This window comes from Actinosynnema sp. NPDC091369 (assembly GCF_044757065.1).
In the GTDB taxonomy this organism is placed as follows: domain Bacteria; phylum Actinomycetota; class Actinomycetes; order Mycobacteriales; family Pseudonocardiaceae; genus Actinosynnema.
This window is the reverse complement of record NZ_JBIVUG010000007.1, coordinates 21866-39602: the sequence shown is the minus strand read 5'-3', so window position 1 is coordinate 39602 and position 17737 is coordinate 21866. Positions and strand designations below refer to the sequence as shown.

Sequence of the window (17737 nt, the reverse complement as noted above, 5' to 3'; positions counted from 1 at the left end):
GGCGGGGGCGCGCCCCGCCGGGCTGCCCGGGCCGCGCGCCCCCGCCCTGGGGCCCCCGGCCCCCGCCCCCCCCCCGGGGCCCGGGGGGGGGGGGGCGGGCCCCCCGCCCGGGGGGGGGCCCGCGCACCACTCGGTCAGGGCAGCGTCCACCGCTGGTTCGCGCCGCCGTTGCAGGACCAGATGATCAGCTGGGTGCCGTCGGCCGAGCTGCCGCCGGTCGCGTCGAGGCACTTGCCGTTGTTGCGCAGCGAGCCGTCCGACTGCGGCGACCAGTTCTGCGCGGCCGAACCGGTGCAGCTCCACAGCTGCACCAGCGCGCCGTCGGCGGTGCTGCCGCCGTTGACGGTGAGGCACTTGCCCAGGGCCCGCAGCGTCTGCCCGGAGCGCGTCCACGTCTGGTTGGCACCGTCGTTGCAGGTCCACAGCTGGACCTTGGCGCCGTCGGCGGTGCTGCTGCCGTTGACGTCGACGCACTTGCCGCCGACGCCGACGATGCGGCCGGTGCCGCCGCCGGTGCCCGGTGTGCCGACCCCGGCGCCGGTGAACGTCATCGAGTCGATGTCGAAGGAGTTCGCCGAGCCGGTCTTGAACACCACGAACAGCTCCGTGGTGCCACCGGGGTTGGTGACGTTCACCGCGGGCGTGCTCGCGTAGGTGTCCCACCCGCCCGTGCTCGGGACCGGGACGGTGGCGATCAGCGCCCCCGTCGGCGAACCGGCGCGGAACTCGACCGACCCGCCACCGCTGGGCGACGACAGCCGGACCGACACCTGGTTGATGCCGGTGAAGTTGTACGGCGTGAACGAGATCCAGTCGTTGTTGCCGATGTCGCCGACCCGACCGCCGGACTCCGCCCCGGACTGCGACACGACCCGCACGCCCGACGAGCCGGTGAAGTACTCGGCCTGCTTGCGCTTGGGCTGCAACAGGACCTTGCGGCTGCCTTCCAGCGCGGGCACGCCGGTCGAGCCGTTGTCGGTGTACCTGCTGGCCGCCACCCAGAACGAGTTCAGGTTGGCGTGCGCGCTGTCGGTCTCGGCCTTCAACGTGCCCGAGCAGCCGGGGATCGGCGCCAGGTCGTGCCCGTGCTGGTCGTGGCCCAGCGCCGGGGTGGTGGTCACCCTGGAGCAGTCGACCGCGCCGTCCTCGGGGTCGGTGACGGTGACCGTGTACGGGATCGAGTCGCCCCAGCCGAACATGCCGCCGTCCGGGATGCTGAGGTTGACCGTCGGCGCGGTGTTGCCCGAGGTGACGATCACGCTGGCCACGCCGGACTTGCCGCCCGCGTCGGTGACGGTGAGCTTGGCGTTGAACTGGCCCCGCGCCGTGTAGGTGTGCGTGGGGTTGGCCTCGGTGGACGTGCCGCCGTCGCCGAACTCCCACCGGTAGGTCACCGGACCCCCTTCGGGGTCACCGGAACCGGCGCTGGAGAACCGGACCGCCAGCGGCGAGGAGCCCGAGGTGGGCGTGCCCGTCGCGGCCGCGATCGGACTGCGGTCACCGCTGCGGTAGTCGATGCGGTAGAGCCCGGAGTCGGGGTTGTCCCGACCGTACCCGGAGCCCCACTCCAGCAGGTACATCGAGCCGTCCGGGCCGAACTTCATGTCCAGCGGCGACTTGAAGCTCAGGTTGGACAGGAAGTCGTTGATCTTCAGCAGCTTCCCGTCCTGGCCGACCCGGAACTCCCACATCCGGTTGCGCGACCACTCGCCGAAGAACGGCGTCTGGTCGAAGTAGGCCGGGAACTTGGTGGGCGACGGGTTGTTCGCGTCGTACTGGTAGACCGGGAACGCGCCGGGTGCCTCGCCGCCCGACGGGCTGCCCATCTCCGGGAACTTGTTGCCGTTCGCGCCGTTGCCGTACCAGACCTCGGCCTTGCGGGCGGCGGGCAGCTCGGTCAGCCCGGTGTTGTTCGGCGAGTTGTTCACCGGCCGGTCGCAGTTGAACTTCGCGCCCGACTGGCCGGTGGCGAAGTTGTAGTCGTTGAACGGGATGTTGTCGCCGATGCAGTACGGCCAGCCGTAGAAGCCGGGCGACGTGATGACGTTCCACTCCACGATCCCGCCCGGCCCGCGGTTGGCGTTGTCGTTGGCCGCGTCCGGGCCGTAGTCGGCCGCGTAGACGACGCCCGTGGTCGGGTGCACGGAGAACCGGAACGGGTTGCGGAAGCCCATCGCGTAGATCTCGGGCCTGGTCCGCGCCGTGCCCGGCGCGAACATGTTGCCCGCCGGGATCGTGTAGGTGCCGTTGGTCTCCGGGTGGATGCGCAGGATCTTGCCGCGCAGGTCGTTGGTGTTGGCCGCGGTGGCCTGGACGTCGTTGTTCGCCCAACCCGGCCGCTCGTCGATCGGCGCGTAGCCGTCGGAGCGGTGCGGCTGCACGTCGTCACCGGTGCCGATGTAGAGGTTGCCGTTCGGGCCGAACGCGATGTACCCGCCCGTGTGACCGGGTTCGGGCGCCTGCCGCGACGACGGCACCTTCATCACCACCCGTTCGCTGGACAGGTCCAGCGCGTCACCGTTGACGGTGAACCGGGAGACCCGGGCGATGTCCTCGCCGCCGCCCGCCGGGGAGTACATGAGGTAGATCCACTTGGTGGTGGCGAAGTTCGGGTCCAGGGCGAGCCCCGTGAGGCCGTCCTCGCCGCCGGTGTAGACGCTGAGGGTGGCCGCCGTGACGGTGGTGCGGGTGTCCGGCTTGTAGACCTTCACCTTGCCGCCGTACTCGGCGTAGAACACGCGGCCGTCCTTGGCGACGTCCAGCTCCGCCGGCCCCACGGTGTTGTCGTCCAGCGCCACCTTCTCGAAGCTGCTCCACACCGTGGGCCCGCAGTCGGCCTGCACCTTGCCGCCCGCCGACTCGACGCCGCCCTTGACGTGCTCGCGGAACAGCGGCTCGGAGTAGCTGGACGCCTGGTGGCCCATGGCGGTGGCCCACAGCCGACCGCCCTCGAAGTTGCGGCACCACGAGATCGGGTGGTCGTAGCCCATCCGGCTCGTGCCGGGGTCGTACGTGGTCTCGTCCGCGGTCACCAGCACGTGCGCGTTGCCCCGGACCGAGCGGGTGAAGTTGTACCACTCCTCGGTGCGCGTCCACCGGTCCGGCAGCGCCGCGCCGGACGGGTGCTTGCGGTCGGCGACCTTGGCGGTGCCGGTCACGGTGGCCGAGTGGGCCGTCATGGTCGCGCCGAGCATCTGGTCCCACCACGGGAACTGCTGCTCGACGTTCATGTCGGTGGCGTTGTGGATCGCGACGAAACCGCCACCGCCGCGCATGTACTTCTGCGCCGCGGCGCGCTGGGCGTCGTTGTCCCACACCATGCCGGAGGTCTGGAGCATGACGACCACGTCGAACGTGGCGAGCGCGGCGTCGTTGAAGACCGACGAGTCCTCGCTCTTGGTCAGCTCCCAGTCGTTCTGGGCGGCCAACTGCTCGAACATCGTGATGCCGGCCGGGATCGAGTCGTGCCGGTAGGCCCCGGAGGCGGTCTTGCTGAACAGCAGGACGTGGAACCCCTCGGGGTGCGCGGGCGCGGGCGCGGCGGCCAGCCCCATCACCACCAACGCGCTACCTAAGATCGACAGCAGGCGCGCGAATCTGTGTCGCATTTGCCACTCCTCTGGGGCTTGAAGGCGACTGGCTGGATTACGCGGCGGCGTGCGTGCGGGAAGTGCGAAGACGCCCGGAGGTGTCACCGGGCCGGTGTGCGCGTGCTGCGGGCGACCGGGTCGCACGGGGCGGGCCGGCGCGGTGCCGCGCACCGGCTCTCGCCTGCTGAGATGTCATACACGTGCTGGTTGATCCGCTGCGATTTGTAGCACACATCCGCTGGACGAGTCCAGATCACGCCGTCGCCGGAGCGCTCCGCGCCGTCGTGGACGGGGGAGTGGCGGTGCCGGGTCGGCGCGGGTGTCGGCGGGTCAGCCGAAGAGGCGGCGCTGGATCTCGCGCCGGTAGTCGTGCAGCGTGTTGTCGATGTGGACGCCCGCGGCGGCAGCGGCGGCTTCGGGGTCACCGTCGCGGATCGCGTGGTAGATCGCCAGGTGCTCCTCGACCGCCTCGGCCGCGTGCCCGCCGATGGTGCCGTGCAGGGCGATGGTGCTGGACTGGTGCTGCAGGCGGCGGGCTTCGCGCACGGAGGCGACGAGGAACTGGTTGTGGGACGCCTCGGCGACGGCGAGGTGGAAGTCCTCGTCGCCGCGGGCGAACAGCGCGGACTGGCCGGTCAGGTGGCCCTGTCGGCAGGTCTCCGCGGCGGCGCCGATGGCGCGCAGCTCGGCAGGGGTGGCGTGGGTCGCGGCCAGGCGGCTGGCCGCGGTCTCCTGGACCCGGCGGAACTCGAAGAGCATGTAGACGTGGTCGAGGTTGGTCGGCAGGAAGAAGCCTCCCCACCGGGAGGAGCCGAGCATGCCCTCGTCGTCGGCCACGTAGAGCCCGCGCCCCTTGTGCGCCCGCACCCGTCCGATCGCGGAGAGGATCTTGACGGCTTCCCGCACGACCGTGCGGCTGGTGCCCATCCGCGCGGCCAGCTCGTTCTCGGTCGGCATCCGGTCACCGGGGCGCAGCTCCAGCTCGGCGATCAGCTGCAGGATCTGCTCCGCGACGAGCTCGTAGCCCGGTCGGTACGGACCGGGCGCGGGTGTGGTGCCCGACTGCCCGTCCGGGCTGTCCGGCACGAGTGCGCCATCCGTCAACGCCGCTCCTTAGTGACGGGTCGCCTGAAGAGTGTGACGGCTCTCCGCTGCCCGCCCAGCCTACATCCGCCGCCGCGACCGGTGTCGAGCGCGCGGCGTGGTGGCTGAACTGCACGTCAGGGGCGTGATGGTGGTGAAGGCGGAAAATGAGTCTGACTTATTCAGCCTCCTCGTGGGCTGAGTTGGACGGCGAGGTGACTCCTCCCGGTGCCGGGCCGCGACCGTCGCGGTCAGGCGCGCTGGAGCAGGAAGCGCTGGTTCGCGCTGCCGGTGACGGTCCACTGGGAGATGCGGGCGCCGTCGGCCGTCGAGGCCGACCACACGTCCATCGCCAGGCCGCTCTGCTGGTTGACCAGGCTCACCACGCCGCCGCCGTGGTCGACCAGCCGCCACAGCTGGTTCGGGGTGCCGACATCGCGCTGCTGGGTGATGTCGGCGCCGGTGCCGGTGCCCGCGACCTGGAGCACCAGGCCGCTGTGCCGGGCGCGGACGCGGTAGTGGTCGCCGGTGGGCAGGAAGTCGAACCGCTGGTTGAGGCCCGCCGTGGCCGGCCACTGGACCAGGGTCGCGCCGACCGCGGTCGAGGCGGCGTTGACGTCGGCCCGCTTGCCGCTGTGCTGCGCCACGAGGTGGTAGTCGACACCGGGCTGGACCAGCGGTGGCCGGCCCTGGGAGGTCACGCGGTAGGTGTGGCGCGCCTGCCCGGTGAACCTGATCAGGTCCGGTTCCACCTGCTCCGGCTGCACCGGTGCCCCGCTGGTCAGGTCACGCAGCTCGTAGGTGCCGGTGAACACCCGGCTGCGGACCCGGACCGGACCGTCGCGGTCGGGGGTGACGGTGAGCTCGGTGGCCCAGCCGCCGCTCCACGCGGCGCCCACCGTGTACCCGCCCCGGCCGCGCAGGCCGTCGACCCTCCCGGTCGGCCACGCGGCGGGCAGCGCGGGCAGCAGGTGCAGCTCGCCGTCGTGGCTGTGCAGCAGCATCTCGGCGATGCCGGAGGTCGCGCCGAAGTTGCCGTCGATCTGGAACGGCGGGTGCAGGTCGAACATGTTGGGCGCGAGCCGGTCCGGCGTCACCAGAGAGCGGATGAGGTCGTGCGCCCGGCCTCCCTCCTCCAACCGCGCCCAGTAGTTGATCTTCCAGGCCAGTGACCACCCGGTGCCCGCGTCACCGCGCAGTTGCAGGGTCCGCCGGGCCGCCTCGAACAGCTGCGGCGTGCCGCGCTTCGTGATCTCGTTGCCGGGGTGCAGGCCGTACAGGTGCGAGACGTGCCGGTGGTTCGGCTCGGTCTCGACCCAGTCGTAGAGCCACTCCATGATGTTGCCGCGCGAGCCGACCCGCGTCGGGGCGAGCTGCTGCGCCGTCGCGCGGACCCTGGAGCGGAAGTCGTCGTCGACGCCGAGCACCTCCGAGGCGCGGGCGCAGCCCTCGAACAGGTCGCGCAGGATCTGCATGTCCATGGTGGGGCCCGCGCAGATGCTGGCGTTCGCGTGGTGGGGCAGCTCCGGGGAGTTCGACGGGTTGGTGACCAGCCACTTCAGCGTCGGCTCCGCCACCAGCGTGTCGAGGAAGAACTGGGCCGAGCCCTTCATCGCGGGGTAGTAGGAGCGCAGGAACTCCACGTCGCCGGTGAACAGGTAGTGGTCCCAGATCATGGTGGCGAGCCACGCGCCGCCGGTCTGCCACATGCCCCACAGCGCGCCGTCCACCACCGAGGAGCCCCGCCACCCGTCGGTGTTGTGGTGGGTGACCCAGCCGCCGGCGCCGTACTGGGCCCTCGCGGTGCGGGCGCCGGTGGCGGTGAGGTCGGTGATCATCCGGAACACCGGCTCGTAGCACTCGGACAGGTTCGTCGAGTCGGTCGGCCAGTAGTTCATCGGCAGGTTGGCGTTGAGGGTGTACTTCGAGTCCCACGACGGGGTCAGCTGGTCGTTCCAGATGCCCTGGAGGTTGGCGGGCTGGGTGCCCGGCCGGGACGACGAGATCAGCAGGTACCGGCCGTACTGGAACAGCAGGGCCGAGAACTGCGGGTCGGCGGTGCTGCCGTGCCGGGCGATCCGGACGTCGGTCGGCTGGTCCGCCGCCGCGGTGCGGCCCAGGTCGAGGGTGGTCCGGCCGAACAGGGTCCGGTAGTCGGCCACGTGCCGGCTGCGCAGCACGTCGTAGGTCGCGCCCTGCGCGCCGTTGAGCCGCCCGCGGGCGATGCCCTGGTAGTCGCCGCTCACGTTGCGGTAGTCCACGTAGCTGGTGCCGATCGAGATCAGCAGCGTCACGCTGGTGGCGTTGGACACCCGCAGCACGCCCCCGGAGCTGCTGGTCGTGCCGCCCTCGGCGATGGCCTTGGCCAGCACCAGGAACCGGACGGCACCCGCGATGCCCCGGTGGTCGCCGGACCGGCCGTCCAGCCCGATGGTCGTGCCGTCCGGGCTCGACGCCGTGGCCCGCTGCGGCGTGCTGAACGACGCGGTGAACGAGACGGAGCCCGGGGTCTCGGCCGTCAGGCGCACGGCGATCACCTGGTCGGGCGCGCTGGCGATCACCTCGCGCCGGTACCGGACGTTGTTCGCCACGTAGGTCACGGCCGTCGTGGCGGTGGTCAGGTCGAGCCACCGCTGGTAGCCGGACACCCCGCTCACCGCCGGGAACGCGAGCCTGAGCTCGCCGACGGTCTGGTAGGCGAGCTGGGCGGCCGGGCTGCCGAGCATCGCCCGGTCGACGAGCGCCTGCGCCTCCGTCCACCGGTTCGCGAACACCAGCCGCCTGATCTCGGCCAGGGCGCTCGCGCCCTGCGTGTTGGTGTAGTCGTGCGGTCCGCCCGCCCAGACCGTGTCCTCGTTGAGCTGCAACCGCTCGGTGTCGACGTTGCCGTGGACCATCGCGCCGAGGCGCCCGTTGCCGACCGGCAGCGCGCGGAGCCACTCCGAGCCCGCCTGCTGGTCGTACCACAGCGCCAGGTCGTCCACCGCGCGCACCTCCGGCGGCGCGGTCGACCCGGCTCGGGCCACCGCCGTCCAACCACCCTGCGCCAGCAGGGCCCCGGCGCTCGCCGCGCCGAGCTGCATCAGTCGCCTACGTGGCAGTTCCGTCATGCTGAACCCTCCAAAGCGGACGGTGGTGGAGCCGGGGCGGGACTGTCCTCAGTGGCCGGTCGGCCACGGATCGGGTCACGACGTCCGCCCGCTCGACCGGGCCCTCGGGGCAACGTAGCCATCGGCGAACCGCGGCGTCAACGGCGGTAGCCCGATTGCTGTTAGCGATAACAACACCTGCGCATGGCGAACCATCTTGTCGAACGTCATTCGACGGACAGCGGTTTTAGCACGAGAAATGCCACACCGGGCAGGTGCGTCAAGGGAGTTAGCGCTAACAATTTTAGCAAAGCGGAGCGTTGACGCTCCGAGTCGTCGGTGGCTACGGTGCGGGAAGGCTCCGGTGGAATCGCCCAGTGCGGCGGCCCGGCCGACACCCGTCAACGAAGACGAGGGGACCTTCGATGCGAAGAACACGCTGGGCTGCGTCCGTTGAGGACAGTGCGGCGCGAGGGCGCGGGTCTGCCCTGGGGCACCGGATCAGAGCGATGTCGACCGCCGCCCTCCTCGTGGCCGCCGGTGTGGTGGCGACGGTGATCGGCTCCTCGTCGCCGGCCGCCGCGCACGCGGTCAACCCCGCCGACTTCCAGCAGGTCGAGCTGGCCAGAGGGGTCGGCGAGGTGGGCGAGCCGATGACGCTGGCCGTGCTGCCCGACCGCTCCGTGCTGCACACCTCCCGCAACGGGACGCTGCGCCGCACCACCGCGGAGGGCGTCACCGGCGTGATCGGGACCGTGCCGGTCTACACGCACGACGAAGAGGGCCTCCAGGGCATCGGGGTGGACCCCGGCTTCGCCACCAACCGGTTCATCTACCTGTTCTACGCGCCGCCGCTGAACACCCCCGGTGGCGACGCGCCCGCCACCGGGACGGACTTCTCGGCCTGGAAGGGGGTCAACCGGCTCGCCCGGTTCACCCTGAACGCCGACTTCACGCTCAACCTGGCCAGCCAGGTCACCGTGCTGGAGGTGGCGACCGACCGGGGCATGTGCTGCCACGTCGGCGGCGACATCGACTTCGACGCGGCCGGGAACCTGTACCTGTCCACCGGCGACGACTCCAACCCGTTCGACTCCGGCGGCTACACCCCGATCGACGAGCGGACCAACCGCAACCCCACCTACGACGCCCAGCGCAGCGCCGGCAACACGAACGACCTGCGCGGCAAGGTGCTGCGGATCAAGGTGAACGCGGACGGCTCGTACTCGATCCCGCCCGGCAACCTGTTCGCCCCCGGCACGGCGAACACCCGGCCGGAGATCTACGCCATGGGCCTGCGCAACCCGTTCCGCTTCAACGTGGACAAGGCCACCGGCGCCATCTACCTCGGCGAGTACGGTCCCGACGCGGGCACGAGCAGCAGCACGCGCGGCCCCGCCGGCCTGGTGGAGTTCAACCGGATCACCGCGGCGGGCAACTTCGGGTGGCCGTACTGCGTCGGCTCGAACACCACGGCCGAAGCCTACGTCGACTACACGTTCCCGTCCGGCCCGTCCGGGAGCCGGTTCACCTGCGCGGCCCCGGTCAACAACTCGCCGCGCAACACCGGCCTGGGCACGCTGCCCGCCGCGAAGCCGGCGTGGATCAAGTACGACAACTGCTCGTTCGCCGCGTTCGGCTGCGGTTCGGAGTCGCCCATGGCGGCCCCGGTCTACCGGTACGACGCGGCCAACCCGTCCTCGATCAAGTTCCCGGCCGCGCTGGACGGGCACGTGTTCGCCACCGAGTTCGGCCGGCGCTGGATCAAGACCATCGACGTCAACGCCGACGGGTCGGCCGGTCAGGTCAGCGACTTCCCGTGGCGCGGCACGCAGGTCATGGACGCCACCTTCGGCCCGGACGGCGCGCTGTACGTGCTGGACTACGGCACCGGGTGGGGCAGCGGCGACGCCAGCTCGGCGCTGTACCGCATCGAGTACAACCCGGCGGGCAACAAGGCGCCGACCGCGCGCGCCGCCGCCGACCGCACCTCCGGCGCCGCGCCGCTGACGGTGAACTTCTCGTCGGCGGGCTCCACGGACCCCGAGGGCAGCGCGCTGGCCTACTCGTGGAACTTCGGCGACGGCACCACGTCCACGGCCGCCAACCCCAGCCACACCTTCACCGCCAACGGCCAGTACCAGGTCACCCTCACGGTGACCGACAGCGGCGGTCGCTCGGGTGCCGCCACCGTGGCGGTCTCGGTCGGCAACACCGCACCCGTGGTCCGGATCGACTCGCCGGCCAACGGCGCCCTGTTCAGCTTCGGCGACGCGGTGCCGTACAGGATCACGGCGTCGGACGCGGAGGACGGCACGATCGACTGCACGCGGGTGAAGCTGAGCTACGTGCTCGGCCACGACAGCCACGGCCACCCGATCACCACGCAGACCGGCTGCTCCGGCACCTTGCAGATCCCGGTGGACGGCGAGCACGACACGGCGGCGAACCTGTTCGCGGTGCTCGACGCCGAGTACACCGACTCGGGCGCGAACGGCCAGCCGCCGGTGACCACGCACACGCAGCACGTGCTGCAACTGCGGCACCGCCAAGCCGAGCACTACTCGACCCAGTCCGGCACCGGCCTCTACGACAAGGCCGCCGCCGAGGGCGGGCGGACCGTCGGCGACATCCAGAACGGCGACTGGATCGCGTTCCAGCCGTACGCGCTCGGCGGGACCACCCGGTTCACGGCCAGGGTGTCGTCGGCCGGCTCGGGCGGCACGCTGTCCGTGCGCACCGGCTCGCCCACCGGACCGGTGCTCGGCACGGTCACCGTGCCGGTGACCGGCGGCTGGGAGACGTTCACCGACGTGTCCACGACCCTGTCGAACGTGCCGACCGGCACCGTGACGCTGTACCTGACGTTCGCCGGCGGCACCGGCACGCTCTTCGACGTGGACGCCTACACGTTCGGTTCGTCCTCGGGCACCCGGTCCGGGCCGATCGTCGGAGCCTCGGGCAAGTGCGTGGACGTCAACGGCGGCAGCTCGGCCGACGGCGCGAAGGTGCAGCTGTGGACGTGCAACAGCGGCGCGAACCAGCGCTGGACGGTGAGCGGGTCGACGCTGCGGGCGCTGGACAAGTGCCTGGACGTGTCCGGCACCGCCGACGGCGCCCAGGTCCGGCTGTGGACGTGCAACGGCGGCGCCGGCCAGAACTGGACGGCGGGTGCGAACGGGTCGCTGGTGAACCCGCAGTCCGGCAAGTGCCTGGACGCCAACGGCGGCAGCACGGCCGACGGCACGCAGCTGATCGTCTGGAGCTGCCACGGCGGCACCAACCAGCGCTGGACCCTGCCGTGATGACCCCTGCCCCGCCCACCGCGTTAGGAGGGTCGAAGATGAAGCGCTCGTCGACACGACGCGTGCTCGGTGCGGCCGTCGCCGCCCTGACCGTCGCCGCGCTCACGTCCAGCCCGCCGGCCGCCGCGGCCGACGCGCCGTACGACGTGCTGGTGTTCTCCAAGACCGCGGGCTTCCGCCACGACTCGATCCCGGCCGGCACCCAGCTGATCCGGGACCTGGGCGCGGCCAACAGCTTCACGGTCACCGCCACCGAGGACTCGACCCACTTCACCACCGCCAACCTGGCCCGCTACGAGGCCGTGGTGTTCCTCAACACCACCGGGGACGTGCTCAACGCGACGCAGCAGACCGCGTTCGAGTCCTACGTCCGGGGTGGTGGCGGGTACGTCGGCATCCACTCGGCGTCGGACACCGAGTACGACTGGCCGTTCTACGGCGAGCTGGTCGGCACCTACTTCACCTCGCACCCGGCCATCCAGCAGGCGACGGTCCGGGTGGAGGACCGGGCGCACGCGGCCACCGCGCACCTGGGCCCGGCGTGGACCCGGACCGACGAGTGGTACAACTTCCGCGGCAGCGTCCGGTCCTCGGCCCGGGTCCTGGCCGCGCTGGACGAGTCGACCTACAGCGGCGGCTCGATGGGCGCGGACCACCCGCACACCTGGTGCAAGACCGTGCAGGGCGGGCGTTCCTTCTACACCGGCAGCGGCCACACGCAGGCGAGCTACGCCGAGGCCGGGTTCCGCGCGATGGTGCTCGGCGGCATCAGGTACGCGGCCGGTCGCGCCAAGGCCGACTGCCGGCCCGAGAACGGCTACACCCCGCTCTACAACGGCTCCACCACCGGCTGGTCGCAGGCCGGACCGGGCGGCTTCACCAACGCCGACGGCACGCTGACCTCGTTCGACGGCCAGGGCCTGCTCTGGCACAGCGCCCGCGAGTTCCGCTCGTACTCGCTCAAGCTCGACTGGCGGATGCCCGGCGACGACAACTCCGGGGTCTTCGTGGGCTTCCCGCCCAGCTCCGACCCGAACTCCGCGATGAGCAACGGCTACGAGGTGCAGATCGACGCGACCGACACGGCGGACCGGACCACCGGCGCGGTCTACGGGTTCAAGGGGGCCGACCAGGCCGCCCGTGACGCGGCGCTGAACCCGCCCGGCGAGTGGAACACCTTCGAGCTGCTGGTCGAGGGCGAACGCCTCCAGGTGTTCCTCAACGGCGTGCGGGTGAACGACTTCACCAACACCGACCCGGCCCGGTCGCTGGTGTCCGGGCACATCGGCATCCAGAACCACGGCGCCGGCGACGACGTGTCGTTCCGCAACATCCGCATCAAGGAACTGGGCGGCACGACCCCGCGCACCGGGCCGATCGTCGCCGCCTCGGGCAAGTGCGTGGACGTCAGCGGGGGCAGCTCGGCCGACGGCGCCCGCGTCCAGCTGTGGAGCTGCAACGGCGGTGCGAACCAGCGCTGGACGGTGAGCGGGTCGACGCTGCGGGCGCTGGACAAGTGCCTCGACGCGGCCGGCACCGGCAACGGCGCGGTCGTGCGGCTGTGGACGTGCAACGGCGGTGGTGGGCAGAACTGGACCGCGGGCGCGAACGGGTCGTTGGTGAACCCGCAGTCGGGCAAGTGCCTGGACGCCAACGGGGGCAGCTCGGCCGACGGCACGCAGTTGATCATCTGGAGCTGCCACGGCGGCACCAACCAGCGGTGGACCCTGCCTTGAACCGAAGGAGTGCTCGATGAAGACCAGCGGTGAGGCCCTCGCCTCCCCCCAGGCCCGACGCCGACGACCGGTGACGGCCACCGTGGCGGCGGTGCTCCTCGCGGCCGGCACGATGACCGCGGTGAACGCCCTGCCGGCGTCGGCGGCCACGGTGGACACGACCGCCTGGTACGTCCTGGTGAACCGCACCAGCGGCAAGGCGCTCGACCTGGCCGGCTCGGCGACCAACGACGGCGCGCGGATCACGCAGTGGACCCGTCACGACGGGACGAACCAGCAGTGGCAGTTCGTGGACTCCGGCGGCGGTTACTACCGCGTCAAGTCACGCCACTCCGGCAAGGTCCTCGACGTGCCGGGCTCGTCGACCGCCGACGGTGTCGCGCTCCAGCAGTGGACCGACCACGGTGGCACCAACCAGCAGTTCCGGCTGGCCGACTCCGACGGCGGCCACGTGCGGCTGATCGCCCGCCACAGCAACAAGGCGGTGGAGGTGCAGGGCGGCTCCACGGCGGACAACGCCGCCGTCGTCCAGTACTCCGACACCGGCGGGAACAACCAGCAGTGGCAGTTGACCAAGGTGTCGGGCGGCGGTGACACCGGCTCCGGGTGCGGCAAGGCGCCGACGATGCGCAGCGGCACGTACACGATCCAGAGCGGTGGGAAGACCCGCAGCTTCATCCTGCGGGTGCCGGACGGCTACGACAACACCCGGCCGTACCGGCTGATCTTCGCGTACCACTGGCGCGGCGGCACGATGAACGACGTGTCCTCCGGTGGGACCAGCGGGACGGCGTGGTCGTACTACGGGATGCAGGAGCAGTCCAACAACAGCGCGATCCTGGTGGCGCCGCAGGGCCTGGGCAACGGCTGGGCCAACTCCGGCGGCGAGGACGTCACGTTCACCGACGACATGATCCGCCGGATCGAGGGCGACCTGTGCGTCGACCCGAAGCTGCGGTTCGCGATGGGCTTCAGCTACGGCGGCGGCATGAGCTACGCGCTCGCGTGCGCCCGGGCCACCGTGTTCCGGGCGGTGGTCGTCTACGCCGGGACGCAGCTGAGCGGGTGCAGCGGCGGCAGCCAGCCGATCGCGTACTTCGGCATGCACGGCATCACCGACAACGTGCTCAACATCTCGATGGGCCGCCAGTTGCGCGACCGGTTCGTGGCGAACAACGGCTGCACGCCGCAGACCCCGCGTGAGCCCGCCCAGGGCAGCATGACCCACGTGACCACCACGTACTCGTGCCGGGCGGGCTACCCGGTGCAGTGGGCCGCGTTCGACAACGGGCACATGCCGGGCCCGGTCGACGGCACCTACGCCGAGAGCGGCATCCGGACGTGGACCAAGGGCGAGGCGTGGAGGTTCCTCTCCCAGTTCTGACCTCGTCCGACGCGCCTGCTCGGGTTCCCGGCCGGGAACCCGAGCAGGTGACGTGGTGTCCACAGTGGAGGGTGTGACGGCGTGAACGTGCGGCTGGAGGGCATCACCAAGAGCTTCCTCGGCGTGGCGGTGCTGCGCGGGGTGGACCTCGAGCTGCGGCCGGGCGAGGTGCACGCCCTGGTCGGGGAGAACGGGGCGGGCAAGTCGACGTTGCTGAAGGTGCTGGCCGGTGCCCACCGGCCGGATTCCGGGCGGATCGTGCTCGGCGACGAGGAGGTCTCGTTCGGCTCCCCGCGGGACGCCCACGCGGCGGGCGTCGCGATCATCCACCAGGAGTTCGCCCTCCTCGACCACCGGTCGGTCGCCGAGAACGTGTTCCTGGGCCGGGAACCCGTGCGCCGGGGCCGGGTCGACGGCCGGGCGATGGAGGCCGAGACCCGGCGGCTGCTGGACTGGCTGGGGGTGCGGACCATCGACCCCACGACGGCCGTCGCGCGGCTCTCCGTCGCGCAGCGGCAGGTGGTGGAGATCGTCAAGGCGCTGTCCGCCGACGCCCGCGTGCTCGCGATGGACGAACCGACCGCCGCGCTGGCCGACCACGAGGTCGAACTGCTGTACGCGCTGGTGCGGCGGCTGTGCGAGCGGGGGATGGCCGTGCTCTACGTCTCCCACCGGATGCGCGAGGTGTTCGACCTCAGCCGGCGGATCACGGTGCTCAAGGACGGCGCGCTCGTGGCGACCACGGCGACCGCCGACATCGATTCCGACCGGCTCGTGCGGTTGATGGTGGGCCGTCCGCTCGACGCCCTCTACCCGGAACGCGGCCACGATCCCCGCGGCGTGCGGTTGGCGCTGCGCGGTGCGGGCAACGACCGGGTGCGCGGGCTGACGTTCGAGGTCCGCGCCGGTGAGGTCGTCGGCCTGGCCGGGTTGCAGGGTTCCGGGAGGTCCGCGACGGCGCGGGCGATCTGGGGAGTGGAGCCGTTCACCACGGGCTCCCTGGAGGTGGACGGGACACCGGTCCACGTCGACGGCCCGCGCACGGCGGTCCGGGTCGGCATCGGTCACGTCACCGAGGACCGCAAGGGCGAAGGGCTGGCGCTGCGGCAGTCGGTGCGGGACAACGTGCTGCTCGCGCGGCGGGCGGCGCTGCGGGGTGCGGCGGCGCGGCGGTCGGACGACCTCACCGCGCTGCTGGACGCCGTCACCGTCACCGCGCGCGGCCCGCACCAGGAGGTGCGCTACCTGTCGGGCGGCAACCAGCAGAAGGTGGTGCTCGCCAAGTGGCTCGCGGTCGAACCGCGGGTGCTCGTCGTGGACGAGCCGACGCGGGGCGTCGACGTCGGCGCGAAGCAGGCCGTCCACCGGTTGCTGCGCGATCTCGCGGAGCGGGGGGTGGCCGTGCTGATGATCTCGTCGGAGCTGCCCGAGCTGATCGGCATGAGCGACCGGATCATCGTGCTGCACCAGGGCTCGGTGGCGGGCGAGCTGCCGGCCGGGGCCTCGGAGGAGGCCGTGATGCGGCTGGCGACCGGCCACGGGACCGGTGACGCCGCGTGAACCTCGTGCCGGAACGGACCCTGGGCGGCGTGGCCGCGCCGCGGTCCCGCAAGGTGGTGCTCACGCCGACCGTGACCGTGTACCTCGCGCTGGTCGTGCTGCTCGTCGTCGGCAGCGTCCTCGTGGCGCTGGACGGCGGTGTGCTCCTCGACCAGGGTGGCGTCCTCACCATCCTGACCCGCGCCACCGCGCTGGGGCTGGTCGCGGTCGGGCAGACGCTGGTGGTCGTCACCGGGTCGCTGGACCTGTCGGTCGCCTACCTGGTCGGGCTGTGCTCCCTGGTCGCGGCCGAGACCATGGCGGGCAGCGGGGCGATGGTCGGACCGGGCGTGCTGCTCGCCCTGGCGCTCGCGGCGGTGGTCGGCCTCGTCAACGGGCTCGTGATCACGGTGCTGAAGGCCAACGCGTTCATCGCCACGCTCGGGGTAGCCCTGGTGCTGCGCGGCTACCTGGAGCACAGCTACACCGGGCCGGCGGGCAGCGTGCCGCGGTCGTTCCAGCACCTCGGGTACGACCGGATCGGGCCGGTCCCGGTGGCCGCGCTGCTCGTGCTGCTCGTCGCGGCGGGCGCGTGGTGGTACCTGCGGCGCACCCGCGCCGGCTACCACATGTACGCCGTGGGCGGTGACGTCGAGGTCGCGCGGCTGTCGGGGGTGCGGACCGGCCGGACGATCGTGACCGCGCACGTGCTGTGCTCGGTCGCGGCCGGTCTCGCCGGGGTGTTCCTGGCCGCCAGGCTCGGCTCGGGGGCGCCGTACGTGGGCACCGACGCCGGGTTCGACCTGGAGTCCATCGCGGCCGTGGTGCTCGGCGGCACGGCCCTCGCCGGTGGCCGGGGCGGTGTCGTCGGCACGGTCGGCGGCGTGCTGCTGCTGGCCACCCTGGACACCGTGTTCGACGACCTCGCGGTCGACCCGTTCTTCAAGGACGTGGTGCGCGGTGTCGTGCTCGTCGTCGCGGTGGCGCTCTACGCCCGCCGCCGATCGTCCCGGAGGTCGGCGTGACGTGGCGACCTCGCCTGGCCGACGGCACCGCGCCGGTGCTCGTCGTGCTCGCGGTCCTGCTGGTGGCCCTGGCCCTCGCCGGTCCCGCCTACGCCGAACCCGCGGGCTACCTGGCGCTGCTGAAGCGGGCCGCGCCGCTCGTGGTCCTGGCGATCGGCCAGTACTTCGTGGTCGTGTCCGGCGGGTTCGACCTGTCGGTCGGGTCGCTGGTCACCGCCGAGGTGGTGATCGCCGCCCGGCTGGTCGACGGCGACGACGCGAACACGGCGTGGGTGATCGCGCTGGTGCTCGGCTTCGGCGTCCTCGTCGGCCTGGTCAACGGCCTGATCACGACGAAGCTGCTGGTGCCGTCGTTCATCGTGACGCTCGGCATGCTGCTGGTGCTCGACGGCGCGGTGTTCCTGTGGACCGGCGGTGCGCCGCGCGGCGCGCTGTCGCCGTCGTTCCGGGCACTCGGTCGGGGCGGGTTCGACGTGCCGGTGCTGGGACAGGTGCCGTGGTCGGTGGTCGTCCTGCTGGTGGTGACGGCAGCCGCGGTGCTGCTCATGCGCGGCGGCACCGGTCGGACGCTGCTCGCGGTGGGGGACAACGAGCGGGCCGTCCGGCTGGCGGGTGGCCGGGTCGACCGGCTGCGGGTGCTGGCGTTCGTGCTCTCGGGACTGCTCGCCGCGCTCGCGGCGATCCTGCTCGCCGGGTTCGCCGGGGTGTCCGCGCAGGTCGGCGCCGGCCTGGAGTTCCGGGCCATCACGGCGGTCGTGCTCGGCGGCGTCGTGCTCGGCGGCGGTCGCGGCTCGGTGGTCGCCGCCGCCGCGGGCGCGTTGTCGCTGGAAGCCCTGTTCTCGCTGTTGAACCTGCTCGGCGTCGCGGGAGCGCTCGAATCCGCCGTGCAGGGCCTGATCATCATCGCCGCGGTGGCCTACGCCGCCCGCGGCGCCGGCTCCCGGCGCCGGCTCCGGCCCCGCCGGCCCGAGCCGGTGACCTCCTGA

8 protein-coding genes and 1 pseudogene are annotated in these 17737 nt (G+C 72.0%); 6 read left to right on the top strand and 3 right to left on the bottom strand.

Going from position 1 to position 17737, the window contains the following annotated elements:
• Positions 1-134 precede the first annotated feature (134 nt).
• The 3 genes from ACIQMJ_RS26255 to ACIQMJ_RS26245 form a co-directional block, all read right to left on the bottom strand.
• Positions 135-3608, bottom strand: a complete 3474-nt coding sequence (locus tag ACIQMJ_RS26255) for a ThuA domain-containing protein (protein WP_499763644.1) — start codon at positions 3606-3608, stop codon at positions 135-137.
• 312 nt (positions 3609-3920) lie between these two features.
• Positions 3921-4694 carry a FadR/GntR family transcriptional regulator gene (locus tag ACIQMJ_RS26250; protein ID WP_499763643.1) on the bottom strand — a complete coding sequence of 258 codons (774 nt, stop codon included), beginning with the start codon at positions 4692-4694 and terminating at the stop codon, positions 3921-3923.
• 230 nt (positions 4695-4924) lie between these two features.
• A complete protein-coding gene (locus tag ACIQMJ_RS26245; protein ID WP_499763642.1) occupies positions 4925-7783 on the bottom strand; it encodes a glycosyl hydrolase family 95 catalytic domain-containing protein in 2859 nt (952 codons plus the stop codon).
• Between the two features lie 488 nt (positions 7784-8271).
• Between ACIQMJ_RS26245 and ACIQMJ_RS26240 the strand changes: the two genes are divergently transcribed.
• The 6 genes and pseudogenes from ACIQMJ_RS26240 (at position 8272) to ACIQMJ_RS26215 (ending at position 17737) form a co-directional block, all read left to right on the top strand.
• Positions 8272-11067, top strand: a complete 2796-nt coding sequence (locus ACIQMJ_RS26240; protein WP_499763641.1) for a PQQ-dependent sugar dehydrogenase — start codon at positions 8272-8274, stop codon at positions 11065-11067.
• A 38-nt stretch (positions 11068-11105) separates the two neighbouring features.
• Positions 11106-12803, top strand: a complete 1698-nt coding sequence (locus ACIQMJ_RS26235; protein WP_499763640.1) for a ThuA domain-containing protein — start codon at positions 11106-11108, stop codon at positions 12801-12803.
• A gap of 112 nt (positions 12804-12915) precedes the next feature.
• Positions 12916-14184, top strand: a pseudogene (locus ACIQMJ_RS26230) (RICIN domain-containing protein); the annotation flags it as partial.
• 84 nt (positions 14185-14268) lie between these two features.
• A complete protein-coding gene (locus tag ACIQMJ_RS26225) occupies positions 14269-15747 on the top strand; it encodes a sugar ABC transporter ATP-binding protein (RefSeq protein ID WP_499763639.1) in 1479 nt (492 codons plus the stop codon).
• Positions 15748-15752: 5 nt separating this feature from the next.
• A complete protein-coding gene (locus ACIQMJ_RS26220; RefSeq protein WP_499763915.1) occupies positions 15753-16751 on the top strand; it encodes an ABC transporter permease in 999 nt (332 codons plus the stop codon).
• Positions 16748-17737 (top strand): ABC transporter permease, encoded by a 990-nt coding sequence (locus ACIQMJ_RS26215; RefSeq protein ID WP_499763638.1) that lies wholly within the window; start codon positions 16748-16750, stop codon positions 17735-17737. The genes ACIQMJ_RS26220 and ACIQMJ_RS26215 overlap by 4 nt, the downstream gene beginning before the upstream one ends.

Excerpts from the sequence above, each read along its gene's own strand:
- ACIQMJ_RS26240 (WP_499763641.1), top strand. The coding sequence starts at position 8,272 with ATGTCGACCGCCGCCCTCCTCGTGGCCGCCGGTGTGGTGGCGACGGTG.
- ACIQMJ_RS26255 (WP_499763644.1), bottom strand. The coding sequence starts at position 3,608 with ATGCGACACAGATTCGCGCGCCTGCTGTCGATCTTAGGTAGCGCGTTG.
- ACIQMJ_RS26245 (WP_499763642.1), bottom strand. The coding sequence starts at position 7,783 with ATGACGGAACTGCCACGTAGGCGACTGATGCAGCTCGGCGCGGCGAGC.
- ACIQMJ_RS26235 (WP_499763640.1), top strand. The coding sequence starts at position 11,106 with ATGAAGCGCTCGTCGACACGACGCGTGCTCGGTGCGGCCGTCGCCGCC.